The organism is Microcoleus sp. Pol11C3 (genome assembly GCF_036701485.1).
Lineage (GTDB): Bacteria > Cyanobacteriota > Cyanobacteriia > Cyanobacteriales > Microcoleaceae > Microcoleus.
Window position 1 is genome coordinate 14,455 of sequence record NZ_JAUBQW010000075.1, and the last position, 16,056, is coordinate 30,510.

A 16,056-nucleotide genomic window follows, 5' to 3' on the forward strand; every position below is an offset into this window, starting at 1 on the left:
TTAAGGCAGCCGCTCAAATTCTCCAACCCAACTCTGTACAACAATTGAGCGAGCAGATTAAGGCAGCCGCTCAAATTCTCCAACCCAACTCTGTACAACAATTGAGCGAGCAGATTAAGGCAGCCGCTCAAATTGTCCAACCCAACTCTATACAACAATTGAGCCAGCAGATTAAGGCAGTCGATCCAATTGTCAAGCCCAGCCCTCTACAACTATTGAGCGACGAGCAGATGAAGGCAGCCGCTCAAATTGTCCAACCCAACTCTATACAACAATTGAGCGAGCAGATTAAGGTGCCTAGCTCTGCCCTACATCAAGCTCAAGAGCGGGTGAAGGTGCTTCAAGACAATAGCACATTTCAGCTAAATCCACCCATACAAAAACTAATTTCAGAAACTATAACAACAACATCTCCAGAAAATGGAAAATTACAAGAAATTGATACACCAGCAAGCAATAGCAATAATGAGCCAACCGCTTCGCCAATACTCGATCGACCTCAAGACGAAGCCGAAGGCAGCTAATCTCAATCTAAATCCCAAAGACGCTCACCTTCAAAGAAACGTAACGAAAGCAATCTCAAAAATTCAAACAAGTAGAACTACTCACTTTAATTACCACAGTTGAGGAGGCGGGAAGTGGGTTCAATGGCAAAATAGAAGTCCAACTCTTCGGATTTGCTCGAATAGGAGTTTCAAGCCGCACTCACCGAAGCAACTAAACGAAGATCGCGGCGACAAACTCTAGACAGGCTCTAATGTCTGTTTCTGTCAGTTCTGGGAAGTCGTCAATAATCTCAGTAATAGACATTCCAGAAGCCAGCCAGCCAAGAACGTCGTAAACCGTAATCCGCATCCGACGAATACAGGGCTTGCCACCACGCTTATCCGGCTCTATGGTGATGATGTCGTGATCGCTCATGATACAGGTAAAGTGTTTGCATCTACATTAGAGAAAAACATATCTGAAAATAAAAACAAAAAATCTGAAGCTGGAAAATTCCAACTTCAGACTTTTACTAACTCCCCGGGTAGGATTTGAACCTACGACCAATCGGTTACACTTATCCCAACGTTTCCGAAGGGCGCGGACTATTTCATCATCCCTACAAATCATGTTTGTGATCTGTCGTCGGATGTCAGGCGCTATGAGATTTATTGGTTAGGCTCCTCATCTCTAGTCTCTGCACCTTTCCGGCTACTTGCGATCGTAACCGCTGCCTTTCGCCAGACTTGGCTCAAGATTGCCGCCACCCGAAGTGCTGCGATTTCCTTGAATTCACCCGATTTTTCAGTATCCGTTACCGGATAGAGCTGCTATGTCACTAGCGCTTTTGGTTGATGCCAAAGGCTTGCATTCATTACAGCCGACCGCTCTGCCACTGAGCTACCGAGGATTGGGGGTGTTTGTTACCCACATTTACTAATAATAGCTGAACTTACTCGATTTGGCAAGGCCTTTGATAAACTTTTTTTTTGTCAGACAGCAAGCGGGTTTCAGCAGCTAATGCAGCCCCATTCTCAACTTGGCGAGACGCTGCTGGGATTCTGGATCGAGGGAATTGGCGAGAAAGCGACTGGAATTGTGTTTGCGGGATTTGTGCTGGCGCTCGCTGCGGCGGGCAGTGGATTCTACGTCAGCCGCTAGTTGTTCGGCGGACATCCATTCGGCACCGTAGCCAACTACGGTCAATTGCTGCGCTCGGTCTGAGGTGGCGACAATCATGCGGCCTTTGCCTTTGACCGATCGCAAATCATACCGCAAATTAGCACAAGATTTTTCAATATAAGTATCTGCCGTCTGACCGAAGTCAGTGTAGTGCACTGATAAATTTTTAGTAATAATTTCTTTGACGCTGGGAGTATCTCGATAGTGAGCGTCAAATACCAGTCTGGCCTCAAAATCTTGAACCGCGCTGTAGTTAACTAAAACCTCAATCAACTCGCGGCGAGCTGTTTCGAGTTCATCGCGATCGCGCTTCTCTCGGAGTCGAGGCCAAAGTCCAATTATGTTATAGCCGTCTACAAGTAAAACTGCTTGTGATACATAGGGTGACATGGTTCAAGGCTGAAGAGATCCAGCACGTATAGGACATTATTTGCATTGTTCATCAAAGCTTTTGTTCAATAATATTACCTATTGATGTGTAATTGCTAGGTTACATCGCAATAATTAAACCCCCCAGAGCCAGCTTTACCTGAGTTTTGGGGGGTTAGATTAACCGATAAATTTTCCGGCTTATTCGGCAGATTCCAGCGATACGGGCGATGGCTTACGCCCCGCTTCGCTACTTACAACTGTCGGCAGGGATATTTTCTCAACAGCAGGAGTACAACCGAGCCACTGCACCGACAACTGGGCAAACTGCTGCGGGGGGCCGCTCACGCAAAAACGAGTCGGTAGCGCAGTACCAGCATTCCGCAGCCCCAAAAGCTCCAATTCTCTGGCAGCAGCAGCCACCACCCGTACCGCAGGATCGATCAATGTCACCCCAGCAGGTAAAAGCGAGCGAAGCACAGGAGCCAACAGCGGATAATGAGTGCAGCCGTAAATCAGCGTATCGATGCGCTGCTGAATCAAAGGAGCCAAATATTCCCGAGCCACCTCACAAGTATAAGGGTCGTGAATCCGGTTTTGCTCCACCAGTGGCACAAAAGCCGGACAGCTAACCTGCCACACCAGGCAAGAATCGTCCATCTCCAAAATCGCATTTCGATAAGCATTGCTAGCAGCCGTAGCAGGAGTTGCGATGACCCCGATCCGCTTGCCTTGCTGCACCGCAGCCTGCGCCCCCGGCAGAATTACTCCCAGCACCGGGATATCAAACTCAGCCTGCACCATCTCCATCGCCAAAGCAGAACTGGTGTTGCAGGCCATAATCACCATTTTCACATCCTGTTCCACCAACCAGGCCATTATTTCGCGGACAAACTCCACAATTTCTGACGGCGTGCGAGTGCCGTAAGGCAGCCTCGCTGTATCTCCAAAATAAAGTATCGATTCGTTGGGCAATTGTCGATACAACTGGGTCAAAACAGTTAAACCGCCCACGCCGCTGTCAAAAATACCGATTCTTTGTTGACTGTTGTCTGTTGACTGTTGACTGTTGACTGTTGTCTGTTGACTGTTGTCTGTTGACTGTTGTCTGTTGTCTGTTGTCATTAGTTACCAATTCCTAATTACCAATTCCCAATTACCAATTACCAATGCCCCAGGCCCAATGCCCCATGCCCCACGCCCATTATCTTTGTTGAAGATAAAGCAAAATGCCGCGAGCGATCGAAGCAGCCATTTGACTGCGGTAAGCTGGGTCAGAAAGCCTAGCAGCATCCTCAGCACCGGTCACAAAACCAACCTCCACCAAAACAGAAGGCATAGAAGTCTTCCTCAAAACATAAAATCTCGCCTGCCGCACCCGGCGGTCAGTCGCCCCCGTCCCCTGCAAAATACTGCCATGAATAACCCGGGCCAAATCTTCCCCGTTCTCGAAATAATAAGTCTCAATCCCGCTAATATCCGGCCGGCTCATATTAATCGAATTAGCGTGAATGCTGACAAACAAGTTAGCATTCACCCGTTCCGCCAGAGAAACTCTTGGTTCTAGGTCGATTTCGCTGTCATCAGTCCGAGTCATCACCGCCTGCACTCCCTGCTGTTCCAGCAGCCTCGCCACCTGAAAAGAGATATCCAAAACAATCTCCTTCTCCTGAATGCTCTGAATCCCGACTGCCCCCGGATCGCGGCCACCGTGACCAGGATCGATCGCTACTACGGCCCGGCGGTTAGAAGCTTGGGGCAAATCCTCGCTTCCCAAAGTCCTTCTCGGCAAAGGCGACAAATTGGGAGTGCGAGTCAAAGGTTGCTGCGCGCTAGCATTCGATCGCAACTGCAAAGACAGCAACTGCGGACTCGGCCTCGTCACCCTGCCTACCTCTACCCCCGATCGCGGCTGCACCCAAATCACCACAGTCTCCGCATCTTCTTGGCTGGCTGTAAACGATACAGGACTGTTGGCATCGAGCTGAGGAATTTCCCCCGTTAGGACACCAGAGGCGATCCTGATCCAGTAAGCTCTCGACCCCTGGTCCCACCCGCTGGTATAGGAGACTTGGCGGTCAGTTCTCACCACCAATTGCGTGCCGTTACTGGCTAAATCAATTGACTGAACTCTCGCTAAATTTCCTTGAGCTTGTCTAGCCGGAGGATCTACAGTCAGGCTGCGGGAAACCGAGGGCTGTCGTACTACACTTCCAGGCAATAGCACAACCCCGCCCAAATTGCTCACAGACGCCTGCCACTGAGTATTAGAATTCTTCATCCGCAAAGTCACGCGGGTAACGGGCGGGTCTGTTGGCAGTTGCCGGACTTCAATCTTGTCAACCCCGTGCTGACCGTTCGTTTGAGGCTGTTGGCTGCTGAGGCCCGGAGCTAAACTAGCTCCTTCAATATCGAGGGTGGCGATGTCCCCGGCCCGACTTTGTTGAAAATTAATTTGGGGGCGACCGCCCGCAGTGCGGACTAAAAAACCGTCCGCCGTTACCTGAACGTTCTGAACTACAGTCGCCTCGGCAGACTGGGCTTGGGATGCTGAAGGTTCAACCGATAACCTTTCTCCCCCGGGCTCTGAAATCGGATTTTGAGTTTCTCCGCGCACCGGCGTTGGCAAATCCACTGTCCACTCGCTCGGAGAAATGCCCCGGAATTTTACTTGCTGAGGGTCTATAGTAAACCCGTCTCTGATCTCGACTACAATTCTGGTCGTATCGTTGTCAAACTGCCCTACCCGCACTGATTCGATCGCCCCTGAGAGCGGTTTGGTGACCGCGGGACGACCCAGACTCGTCCCCGGCAAGTCGATTACCAACCGCATCGGGTTGAAAATCAGTTGAGCCTTGGGTTGTACTCCCCCCTCTGTTGTAATGTAAAGCCGGTTCTCTGAAGCATCAAACCGCCAAGATTGCAGTCTAGCTGCTTCGGCGGCTCCGGCGAGCAAAAATACACTTAAGAAACTCGGTAGTAGCCAGTGGAATTTCACGACAGTTTTTTCCTCGTTTGCGTTACTGCCAAAAGCTGGTAGGGCGCTGCTTGCCCGATCGGCTTTCAGCAGTTAGCCGCCAGCAGACCGGGGGCACGGGGGCCGTCAGTTGTTGGCTAAATTTACTTTTTTATGCGTTAACAGGCTCCAAAATGCCAGATCCCGGCATTTTTGGACTTTTCCGTATACTTGGGGGCGATCGGTTATAAGGTGACTGAAAGATTGCTGGTACAAGGGAAGGTATTTATTTTTAGGAACAAGAAACAAGGCGTCTCTTGAAGCTAGAAGGTACAAGTTAGAAGGTAGAATTTTACGGATCTTTCAGGGAGGGGTTTCATAGCTCTTTAATATTGGCGAAGCTCGTTACGGCAAGGGTTATAATCCGCTTTACATTTGCGTTTTATTCTAACTTTTCATAAAGCACCCCAACAACTTAACAACCTATCTCGGGAACAATCCGGATTTCTAAGATAAATGCGACTTTTGAAGGCAGCCCAAGTTAGTCCCAGACCAAGTGGCATATCCTTTTGAACCAGCCTTGTTACTGAGACTTTGACAGTCAAGTACAACTACATAGCGCCCCTTCTCTCTTTTTTTCTTGAATTTTTAGAGTCAGGGATTTTCGGTGCTGCTTGAAACTTCCTTGGGCGATCGCGACGATGCCCGCCAAGGTGACACTCTGATAGCTAGTCCATGCTGTCTGCAGTAACCGGAGATTGCTGTGTCTTACTTTGGCGGGCAATGCTTTGTCATTAACACTCTTTTTGAGTGCACGACCGGCACCCAGAGGATTGGTTGGTTGACGGGAGAAAAAGTTTTGACGGTAGATGTAGATATAGTTATCGCAGTTGTAAAGTTTTTTCGCCAGCAAAAACAATCGATCGGCTTCTGGGTAAAACCTGTGATTTGGTCTGATGATCTGCCTTTCGACTAACTGCATGACTTATATATGTACTACCAGTTAGAGAAGATACACTATCTTGGCGATTGTGTCAATCTCAGAATTTCTGAAAAAAGCGACCCTAAAAAAGTAGATAAATGACCTCACAGAAAGACTGAAACTTGCTTTCCCACAGGATTCGCGTAGAGCAAAAAATTTGTTTAGGTTAGTTCAAGCCTCCATGAGTGGCCTTCAAGTCAATCTCAAATCTCCAATCTCAAATCGAGTGACTCTCCAGTGAGGGAAGTTTTGTAATATAGCTACCGCACCTGACGGTGAGGACGTTCTTAATTGCTCAAACATAAAAGGTCGATTGCAACTTCGGTATTCCTTCTTCCTTCTGGCTTCAAGATCTGCTATACCATACCACCGAGTGCGATCGAGTTCTAACCACTTTATTTTTGAGCGGGATAGATACTCGCAAGTTATTTTTGTCCATTAGGAACACACCGCCCCGTGTCTAATCAACAGCGCTGCAATTCGCTCTCGCTCATAGGTGCAAAATTCCGGCTCATCCAGTTCAAAATTGCTTGATTTACTTGTTCCGGGCATTCATCCTGGGGACAGTGGCCCGCATTGTCTAATTCAACTAGCTCTACATAATTGGGATTGCATTCGACAAATTGGTGGGGTCGGGCAAACCGAGGGGGAATCATCCGGTCTTGTTTGCCCCAAATTAACAGCATCGGGATGTTTAAATTTCGCAGCACAGTCTTGACACTCGGGCAAAATTGTGAGCTGCCTACAGCTTTAAATAAAGCGCAGAAAGCGCGGGCGGCTCCCCGATCGGCTGCGGGCCCTGCTAGAATTTCCACTAATTCGTCGGTAACAGCTTCCGGGCTGGCGTAGGCAAAGCCAACCCAGCGACGGACAAACGAAGGCTTGCGGGCAAAATAAAACAAAGGCCTGAGTACGATCGGAGAAACAAACAAACTTTCAACAGCTTCGATCGCCGGGAGCAGCCATCCGGGCACCGCCTCGGCTCGCACAGAGGGGTCTGGGAGGCTAATCATCACCGTGCCGGCCACCATGTCCGGGTGAGCCGCTGCGACGGCCAGACAAATCAACGAGCCGATCGAGTTTCCTGCCAATATTACTGGCTCTCTGATAAAAGTTAGCCAAAAATCATAGACTTGATCAACCCACAAAGACACAGAGTAGTCGATCGGAGCTTTTTGGGAAGCGCCAAACCCTAACAAATCCAAGGCGTAAACCGTTTGGTTTTCGGCGAGTTGGGCGAGATTGTGTCGCCAGTGACCGATCGAAGCTCCAAACCCGTGCAGTAAAATAATCGGCGTTCCCGATGCGCGCGGGGCCATTGGTTCGGCCGCAGAATCTTGAAATTCCAGCGCGCCTTGATTTCGTACCCCATCGGGCCGCAAATAAGTGTAGCGAGTTTGCCAACCCCGCCACATCCAGTCTCGTTGAGTTCCCACCCGTTGGTGCCACAGCAGAGAATTTGTCAATTTTGCCTCAGATCGCAACATAAATTTACCAAAAATAATGGGTTTAAAGCCCCGTCCTTCTAGGACGGCTTTCTTTAACTGTGGTATAGTTACGCTAGTTATGTCAGCGTAAGTATGCTTGTTTTTGAGGCAAAACTAGAGGGACAAAGCGAGCAGTACGAGCGGCTCGATGAAGCCATTCGTACTGCTCGCTTTGTCCGCAATAGCTGCCTTAGATACTGGTTGGACAATAAGGGGATGGGTAAGTACGAGTTGAGCGCCTATTGCGCTGTTCTCGCCGCATTGTTTCCGTTCGCCGGCAAACTTAATTCCCAAGCTCGACAAGCTTCTGCCGATCGGGCTTGGAGTTCTATCGCTCGGTTTTATGACAACTGCAAAAAAAACAAGCGTGGGAAGAAAGGCTTCCCACGCTTTAAGAAGCATCAAACACATGGCTCTGTTGAATATAAAACAACGGGCTGGAAGTTGTCGTTCGATAGAAGAACTATCACCTTCACTGATGGGTTTGAAGCAGGAAGCTTCAAGATGTGGGGAACTCGTGACCTTCACTTCTACCAGTTGAAGCAGATTAAGCGAGTGCGTGTTGTTCGTAGAGCTGATGGGTACTACGTTCAGTTTTGCCTTGACCAAGAACGGGTAGAGAAGAGAAAGCCAACGGGTAAGACTGTTGGACTGGATGTTGGATTGACTCACTTCTACACCGATTCGGACGGTCAGACAGTCGAGAACCCCCGTCATCTGAGAAAGTCCGAGAAAGCGATAAAGCGTCTTAGTCGTAAACTTTCTCGCACGACCAAAGGGTCGAAAAACAGAGTCAAAGCGAGAAATCGCCTGAGTCGAAAGCACCTCAAGGTAAGTAGGCAGCGTAAAGATTTTGCCGTGAAGTTAGCAAGATGCGTCATCCAGTCTAACGACTTGGTTGCCTATGAGGACTTGCAGGTGCGTAACATGGTTAGAAACAGACAACTGTCAAAGTCTATATCTGATGCTGCGTGGTCGGCTTTCCGTCAATGGTTAGAATATTTTGGCAAGGTGTTTGGTGTGGTAACGGTTGCCGTACCACCGCACTACACTTCTCAAAACTGTTCCAACTGTGGGGAAGTCATCAAGAAGTCTTTGAGTCAAAGAACACATCGCTGTCACCATTGTGGTTTTGTAATAGACCGAGACTGGAATGCAGCAATTAACATACTTGAGTTAGCACTCCGTACCGTGGGGCACACGGGAACGTTAAACGCCTCTGGAGACATCGACCTCTGCATTGGTGAGGCAACTCCTCAATGTAAGCCGAGTCGTGGAAAGAGGAAGCCCAAGAAGTGATTCTTGGAATCCTGCGGTACGGCTGGGGAGGATGTCAAACTTGCTTATACCTATTCTACAAGGCAAATCAGGTGACTTGAGGGACTTGCCAGACCGGGCGAGATGGGCTACAAAAAGCGGTTGTACCTCATCCTTAAGCTTTTACCCGGAATTTTTGACGGTTTTGTCATCAATCGGGCAAGGGGGCGGGCGATCGTGTGTGAAGTTAAAATAAAACTAGACAGAAACTCAGCCAGACTGAGTAGAATAGCAAGTATTGTAAGAATTCATTTACGATCGTCCAAATATTCCCCAACGCTTTAGCGGAGGGGACACAGGGCGCGGTAGTACGTCCGGTAAGGGTAACACCTTACAAAACAGTTCGATCGTCCAAGTGAAATATGGGCAGTTCAAACCTGTAACTATCAAGAAGCTTCGCTATTAAACTACTGCTTGTAAAACCATTCATGCCTGTGATTGAAAGAAGACAAAATCGCAACCTACCCCAGATCAACGAAAATATTCGATACCCCAAAATCCGGGTAATCGATACCGACGGCGCGCAACTAGGGATATTGACGCCTGCAGAAGCGCTGCGCCTGGCAGAAGAAAAAGAACTCGATCTCGTACTTGTCAGCGACAAAGCTGACCCGCCCGTATGCCGGGTAATGGACTATGGGAAGTACAAATTCGAGCAGGAAAAGAAAGCGCGAGAAGCAAAGCGGAAGCAGCACACTGCCGATGTTAAAGAAGTGAAGATGCGCTACAAAATTGAAGAACACGACTATCAAGTGCGCCTCAAACTAGCAGATCGCTTTATCAAATCTGGGGACAAAGTAAAAGCCACGATCATGTTCAGAGGTCGGGAAATCCAACACAGCAACCTAGCAGAGGACTTGCTTAAGCGCATGGCCACAGATTTGCAGGAAATCGCAGAAGTGCAGCAAGCCCCCAAAAAAGAAGGACGCAGTATGATGATGCTGCTGTCGCCAAAGAAAGTATAAATAGATAGTCATTAGTAAGCAGTCATCAGTCATAAACTGGTGACTGATAGCTGATGACTTCCGAAGTTAGTCAGGAATAAGCTACCACACAGGGAAATCAACGCTGCATGGAAAATTTTCAAATCAGCGGTTCGGCGGGAGTAAGACAAGGAGTGCTGCGATCGCTCAACCTGCGATCGGAAGAAGTAGAGCGAACCTTACTGATGTTCCTCGTCTACACTCTAACCTCCGTCGGGCTGATCTGGCTGGAACTCAGCACAGTAGGTCTGTTTTTAGACGAGTACGGTGCCGACAAAATGCCCTATATCTACATAGCCAGCGCGTTTATCGGTTCTGGCTTGGGATTTGTGTACTCGTGGCTGCAAAAAATCCTGCCGCTGAGGCGCACCGTCGTAGTGGTTCTGGGCATGATGTCGGTACCGCTATTTTTGTTTCGATTTGGAATTGGCTACGAAAATACTAAGATAGCTGGCATCAGCATCGCTTTTATTACTATTTTTTTGATGTGGCTGTGGGTGGAAGCTTGCTATGTCCTCAACGACCTTAATACTTCTATCACTTCCAACCAACTGTTTAATATTAGAGAGATCAAGCGCACCTATCCGCTAGTCAGTAGCGGCTATCTAGTAGCTGGAGTAGTCAGCGGATTTTCTCTGCCTGTTTTGCTGTACGTAGTCGGACTCAAAAACGTTACCCTCATATCGGGGCTGATGGTGGCGACAGGCTCGGTGTTGCTCTACTACCTCACTGAAAAATACAGCCAAGCATTCCCGGAAACGGCTCACTGGACGGATGACGACGAAGACGACGACCAAGAAGAATTTACCGCCCGCAAAGTTACAGGCCCGCTCCAAAAATACGCCGTACCTCTAGTCAGTTTCTTCATCCTCGCAGAAGTCGTCTACGTGCTGGTAGATTTCCAATTCTACAGCCAGCTAGAATACCAAAACCCGGGGGACGGAGCTAGCTGGATCGCTAGCTTCCTGGGCATTTATGAAGGCATACAAGGCCTGTTTCAAGTGGCGACTCAGTGGTTCGCTTCGAGCCGGTTGGTGGAAAGAATCGGTGTATTCGTGACGGCGATGATTTTGCCCACGGGCATCGCTATACTCGGGGTGCTGACCCTAGGAGCATCTCTGGGCCAGCTAGTATCTGTATTCATCGGGCTAATATTGCTGAGATTTTTAGACGAACTGCTGCACTACACGCTGTTGGAAACCGTTAGCCCGGTTTTATTTCAACCGATTCCCGACAATATTCGATCGGGAATTCAAACTTTGGTCAACGGTGTGGGCGAACCTCTGTCCTGCGGAGCTACAGGAGTAGGCATCCTGATTATGCTGTGGGTGACAGGCAAGATACTCCCCCAGCAAGACGAAAATGTATTTCACGACCAGCAAAGCTTGATATTTATTGGCGTGATCGTCATATTGGCACTGTTGTGGGTGTTTGTCGTATGGTTGATCCGCTCTCAATACGTGGGTTTGTTGGTCAAAAGTGCGGAGCGGGGGCGCTTGGGCGTCACAGACGTTGACCTCAAAGCTCTCAAGCGCGCAGTGGTGGAAACTCTACAAAAGCCGGGGGGCGAAGATGAAAAGCGCTCTTGCATAGAACTCCTGACGCAAATTGACCCCAAAAATGTCGGAGAAGTTCTGGCTCCCATCCTCGATTCGCTGTCGCCAGGTTTGCAGCGCCAGAGCTTGGAAACGATGCTGCAACACCCGAACCCCGCATATTTAGAATCTGTCCGCGCACTCTCGCAGCAATCCTTGCCACCGGAGGTTCTGGCCTTGGCTTTGCGCTACATCTGGCTGACGGAAGCTGAACCGAATATTGAGAGCTTGCGGCCTTACTTGCAGCCGACCGTCGATCCGGTGGTGCGGGGTACGGCGGCTGCTTTAATTATGAGAAGGGGCGATCGCCAGCAAAAGGCAGAGGCTACTAATACGCTGCGGCAAATGCTGACACACAAGCAAGAGCGGGAACGTGTTATGGGGACGCGGGCTCTGGGAGAAGCTGATTATTTGCAAGGACTGCGGCTGTACATCCCCAATCTGTTGCAAGATGAATCTCTGCGAGTGCGCTGCGCTCTGTTAGACGTGATTTCGTCTACTCATTCGGAAGAATATTATCCTTCGCTGCTGCGCGGACTTGGTTACAAATCAACTAGGGAAGCGGCTTTGCAGGCTATAGTCAAACTTCACAACGACGCCATTCCTTTGCTCGTGTATTTGGCTGAGGACATCCACAAGTCGGATTTGGTCAGGTTGCAAGCTTGGACGGCTCTGGGTCAAATTGGGACTGCGGAGGCGATAGACATTTTGGTGAGCAATTTGATGACGGCTTGGGGAACGACGAGGCGCAATATCCTCCGCATCCTGTTGAAAATGCCTTCGGAAGCGGGGATAGAAGGGGTTCTAGACCGCATCGGCCGCAGCGGCTTGGAAACTCTCATCGAACAGGAGTTAATGTTTATCGGTCAAATTTATGCAGGTCTGGTAGATTTGTCTGGGGTAACAACCTACGGCAATTTCTCCGATCGGGATGCCAACAGCACCGGAGCACCTGGGAACGATACGGCTCAATTGTTGCAGCGGGCTCTGGCGGGGTTGGAAGCTGATGCTAAGGAGCGGTGTTTTTTGCTGATGAAGTTTCTTTATCCGCTGGACACGGTACAAGCGGCTGCTTTCAACCTCGCTTCGGGTCAACCTTCTATGGTGGCTAGGGGATTGGAAATTCTCGACAATACTGTGGATATAGCTAGGAAGCGATCGCTGATCAATTTGTTGGATCAGCACTCGGAAAGAGAAAAATTGAGCAACCTGTCGGAATTGATGGTTTACAAACCTCTAGCCCCTAGCGATCGCTTGCGTCGCTTGCTAGAATTGCGCCACTTCCTTTCGGATTGGGCTTTAGCGTGTTGCTTTCACTTGGCGAGAGAAGCGCGCTGGAGTCTTACGGCTCAACAAACTCTCGTCTGTCTGCAACATCCGACGGGTTTTGTCCGCGAAGCAGTGTTAGCCTATTTGAAAATAGCCTCGCCGCGAGCTTTGGTCGAATTGTTGCCAAGGCTGCAAAATGACCCCGATAATTTGGTATCCGCTCAAGTTGAAGAGATGATGGCAGAGTTGGGTGCTGGGGGAAAAAGGTAACATTAGTTAGTTGGCAGTTGGCAGTTGTTAGTTGTTAGTTGTCAGTTGTCAGTTGTTAGTGGTTAGTCAACAGTCAACAGTCAACAGTCAGCCGTTTTTATTCCCCTTCTCCTTCCCCTTTTTAAGTTTAAATTAATCACTGCATCTTATTATGTTAACCAGCGTCGAACGCCTATTGTTTGTCAGGGAGGTTCCGATTTTTAAGGAACTGCGGGATGATTTTCTCGTGCGTCTAGCATCGGTAATGGATGAACTTTCGTTTCCTTCCAAGCACAGGATTTTTACGGAAGGACAAGAAGGTCGATCGCTCTATATTTTGGTATCGGGAACGGTGCGAGTGCATATAGGCGATAGGGATTTGGCACAGTTGAAAGCGGGGGCTTGTTTCGGGGAAATGTCGCTGTTTGATGCAGAACCTCGATCGGCTTCTATTTCTACTCTCGAACAATCCGAGTGTTTGATGCTGACTCAAATGCAGCTATACGATGCGATTGATGAAACGCCGGGAATTGCTGTGAATATTATTCGCTTGCTGTCGCGCCGGATTCGGGAGTTGAATCAAAAGTTGAATGCTAAAGAAGCCATGATGCCGCCTACAGAGACTGTGAGAGTTGCGGAAATGCGATGAAATGGGGGAATTGGGAATTGTGTTTTTAGTCGATCGCCAATTCAACAAAGTTTATATTGTAGGGTGCGTATTCCACACCCGACAATAGACTTGCATTGCATCAATCTTTGATAGCTCGAGCGCAGATGAAAAGCAGATAAACACAGATCGACCCCGATGCTTTTCAAGATAGTTTATGACTTTTGCAGTCTTGTTTAATAATTTTTTAGTGAGTTATCAGACAATTAAAAACCCGGTTTCTTGGTGAAGAAATCGGGTTGTTGAAATCGATGATGAAGCGAGATTGGCTGTCTAAACTATTCGGAAAATAAAAGGGTAGCGGTAAGGTTGGTTAGGATTTTGCAAAACGTGGAGGATAGCCATTATTGTCAGTCCCCAGTGCAGCAGATAACCTAGGGGTACTAGGATAAAGCCAGCAAGACCGAAAGTGACGAAAGTTAACACCACAATCACGATGCTGTACAGCCATACATTAAGGTGAAAATTGATGGCTTCTGTGGCGTTTTCTTTGACAACGGGGTCATCTGATACTAACAATACAGCGATCGGCGCTCCGATCGAGAACACTAACGTGCTGAAAAAAATCGCCCCGTGGCACACCAGTGATAGCAGCCTCCGCTTGTCGGAATCGTACATATTAGTTTTCTTCCCTTGACTTTAGTGATAATTTTACCTTTAATAGCAACTGTAGCACAGGCTATAATGGCGATCGGGTGATGATTCCCCTACCTAATTTGTGATGACAACTGAACTCGAAACTGAACTGCTAACTGCTGTTGAGCGCCGGCGCAACTTTGCTATTATTTCGCACCCCGACGCGGGTAAAACTACTTTGACAGAAAAGCTGCTGCTTTACGGAGGTGCGATTCACGAAGCAGGTTCTGTGAAAGCGCGGCGGGCTCAGCGACACGCTACTTCTGACTGGATGGCGATGGAACAGCAGCGGGGAATTTCGATTACTTCTACTGTTTTGCAGTTTGAGTATCAAAATTATCACATTAATCTGCTCGATACTCCGGGACACCAAGATTTTAGCGAAGATACTTATCGCACTCTGGCGGCGGCTGACAATGCGGTGATGCTTGAGGATGCTGCTAAGGGTTTGGAACCGCAAACTCGGAAGTTATTTGAAGTTTGTAAGCTGCGAAGTTTGCCTATTTTTACTTTCTTTAATAAGCTCGATCGCCCTAGCAGAGATCCTTTGGATTTGTTGGATGAAATTGAGAAGGAATTGGGGTTGCAGACTTATCCGGTAAATTGGCCCATAGGTACGGGCGATCGCTTTAAAGGTGTTTTCGATCGCAGAGGGCGCAAAATTCACTTATTCGAGCGGACTAAACACGGTTCTCGGGCTGCTGTTGATACTGTAATTGAATTGGGCGATCCGCGCATTGAGGATTTGTTGGAACAAGACCTTTACTATCAGCTCAAAGAAGAGTTAGAACTGCTGGATGAGTTGGGAACTGAACTCGATTTAGACTTGGTTCGGGCGGGAAAAATGACGCCTGTTTTCTTTGGCAGCGCTATGAGCAATTTTGGGGTCGAACTGTTTTTAGAGGCGTTTTTAGATTACGCTATGAAGCCGATCGCCCGCAAGAGCAGCGCCGGAGATTTGCCGCCAACTTATGAAGATTTTACCGGGTTTGTGTTTAAATTGCAAGCGAATATGGACCCGAGACACCGGGATCGCGTGGCGTTTATTCGGGTTTGTACGGGCAAGTTTGAAAAGGACATGAACGTGACTCACGCTCGTAGCGGTAAAACGGTCCGTTTGTCAAGACCTCAAAAATTATTTGCTCAGGATCGCGAGTCGATCGAGGTTGCGTATCCGGGGGATGTGATCGGTTTGAACAATCCGGGAGTATTTGCGATCGGGGATACTATTTACACTGGGCAAAAACTGGAATATGAAGGGATTCCCTGTTTTTCTCCTGAACTTTTTGCTTTTTTGAGAAATCCCAATCCTTCTAAGTTTAAGCAGTTCCGCAAAGGCGTTTCTGAGTTGCAGGAAGAAGGCGCAGTGCAAATTATGTACTCGGTTGATGAGTCGAAACGCGAGCCAATTTTGGCGGCTGTCGGACAGTTGCAATTTGAAGTTGTGCAGTTCAGAATGCAGTCGGAATATAATGTGGAAACGACGATCGATATGTTGCCCTACAGTGTAGCTCGTTGGGTTGACGGCGGTTGGGAGGCGCTGGAAAAAGTTGGGCGGCTGTTTAATACGGTGACGGTGAAAGATACTTGGGGAAGGCCTGTTTTGCTGTTTAGAAATGAGTGGAATTGCCGCCAGGTGGAAGGAGAGCATCCTGTGTTGAAGTTAAATGCGATCGCCCCTGTGGTTTCTGGTTTAGCTGTGAGCGAGGAGTGAGATTACCGCAGGCAAAGGACACAACACTGTTGTGTCCATACAAATGATATTTATTCGGCTTAAATACGCCGGATATAAGAAGTTACAAGGGTGCATCTCACTTTTGCGAATGTGTCACAAAAGAGTTAAAATGAAAAAGCTAGTAAAATCGTCAAATAAAGATG

The 16,056-nt window shown here is 48.5% G+C and carries 13 protein-coding genes; 6 read left to right on the forward strand and 7 right to left on the reverse strand.

Annotation, left to right across the window (positions count from 1 at the left end; all coding sequences use genetic code 11):
• Positions 1 to 524, forward strand: a 524-nt coding sequence (locus tag QUA40_RS17430) for a hypothetical protein (protein WP_333127980.1), incomplete at its 5' end; no start/stop codon positions are given.
• A 193-nt stretch (positions 525 to 717) separates the two neighbouring features.
• On the opposite strand, the gene QUA40_RS17435 is transcribed toward QUA40_RS17430, so the two are convergent.
• The 6 genes from QUA40_RS17435 to QUA40_RS17460 form a co-directional block, all read right to left on the reverse strand.
• Positions 718 to 921, reverse strand: coding sequence for a DUF433 domain-containing protein (locus QUA40_RS17435; protein ID WP_333127982.1), 204 nt, complete (start codon positions 919 to 921; stop codon positions 718 to 720).
• A gap of 582 nt (positions 922 to 1,503) precedes the next feature.
• A complete protein-coding gene (locus QUA40_RS17440) occupies positions 1,504 to 2,058 on the reverse strand; it encodes an NYN domain-containing protein (RefSeq protein ID WP_333127984.1) in 555 nt (184 codons plus the stop codon).
• Positions 2,059 to 2,238: 180 nt separating this feature from the next.
• Positions 2,239 to 3,162 (reverse strand): glutamate racemase, encoded by a 924-nt coding sequence (gene murI / locus QUA40_RS17445; protein WP_333127987.1) that lies wholly within the window; start codon positions 3,160 to 3,162, stop codon positions 2,239 to 2,241.
• Between the two features lie 79 nt (positions 3,163 to 3,241).
• Positions 3,242 to 5,035, reverse strand: a complete 1,794-nt coding sequence (locus QUA40_RS17450; protein ID WP_333127989.1) for an N-acetylmuramoyl-L-alanine amidase — start codon at positions 5,033 to 5,035, stop codon at positions 3,242 to 3,244.
• Between the two features lie 559 nt (positions 5,036 to 5,594).
• Positions 5,595 to 5,975, reverse strand: coding sequence for a hypothetical protein (locus QUA40_RS17455; protein WP_333127991.1), 381 nt, complete (start codon positions 5,973 to 5,975; stop codon positions 5,595 to 5,597).
• A gap of 464 nt (positions 5,976 to 6,439) precedes the next feature.
• Entirely contained in the window at positions 6,440 to 7,462 is a 1,023-nt protein-coding gene (locus QUA40_RS17460) for an alpha/beta fold hydrolase (RefSeq protein ID WP_333127993.1), read from the reverse strand.
• A gap of 93 nt (positions 7,463 to 7,555) precedes the next feature.
• Here QUA40_RS17460 and QUA40_RS17465 point away from each other — a divergent pair, with 93 nt between their 5' ends.
• The 4 genes from QUA40_RS17465 (at position 7,556) to QUA40_RS17480 (ending at position 13,524) form a co-directional block, all read left to right on the forward strand.
• Positions 7,556 to 8,761, forward strand: a complete 1,206-nt coding sequence (locus QUA40_RS17465; protein ID WP_333127995.1) for a transposase — start codon at positions 7,556 to 7,558, stop codon at positions 8,759 to 8,761.
• Positions 8,762 to 9,207: 446 nt separating this feature from the next.
• Positions 9,208 to 9,744, forward strand: a complete 537-nt coding sequence (gene infC, locus QUA40_RS17470) for a translation initiation factor IF-3 (RefSeq protein WP_006635262.1) — start codon at positions 9,208 to 9,210, stop codon at positions 9,742 to 9,744.
• Positions 9,745 to 9,851: 107 nt separating this feature from the next.
• Complete coding sequence (locus QUA40_RS17475) at positions 9,852 to 12,896, forward strand: HEAT repeat domain-containing protein (RefSeq protein WP_333127997.1); 3,045 nt, start codon at positions 9,852 to 9,854, stop codon at positions 12,894 to 12,896.
• A 151-nt stretch (positions 12,897 to 13,047) separates the two neighbouring features.
• A complete protein-coding gene (locus tag QUA40_RS17480; protein WP_333128001.1) occupies positions 13,048 to 13,524 on the forward strand; it encodes a Crp/Fnr family transcriptional regulator in 477 nt (158 codons plus the stop codon).
• Positions 13,525 to 13,815: 291 nt separating this feature from the next.
• Here the strand turns inward: QUA40_RS17480 and QUA40_RS17485 are convergent, their stop codons facing one another.
• Complete coding sequence (locus QUA40_RS17485; protein WP_333128003.1) at positions 13,816 to 14,160, reverse strand: DUF4870 domain-containing protein; 345 nt, start codon at positions 14,158 to 14,160, stop codon at positions 13,816 to 13,818.
• A 103-nt stretch (positions 14,161 to 14,263) separates the two neighbouring features.
• Between QUA40_RS17485 and prfC the strand changes: the two genes are divergently transcribed.
• The gene (prfC, locus tag QUA40_RS17490; protein ID WP_333128005.1) at positions 14,264 to 15,892 is read left to right on the forward strand and encodes a peptide chain release factor 3; all 1,629 of its coding nucleotides are present in this window, start codon (positions 14,264 to 14,266) and stop codon (positions 15,890 to 15,892) included.
• Positions 15,893 to 16,056: the final 164 nt, after the last annotated feature.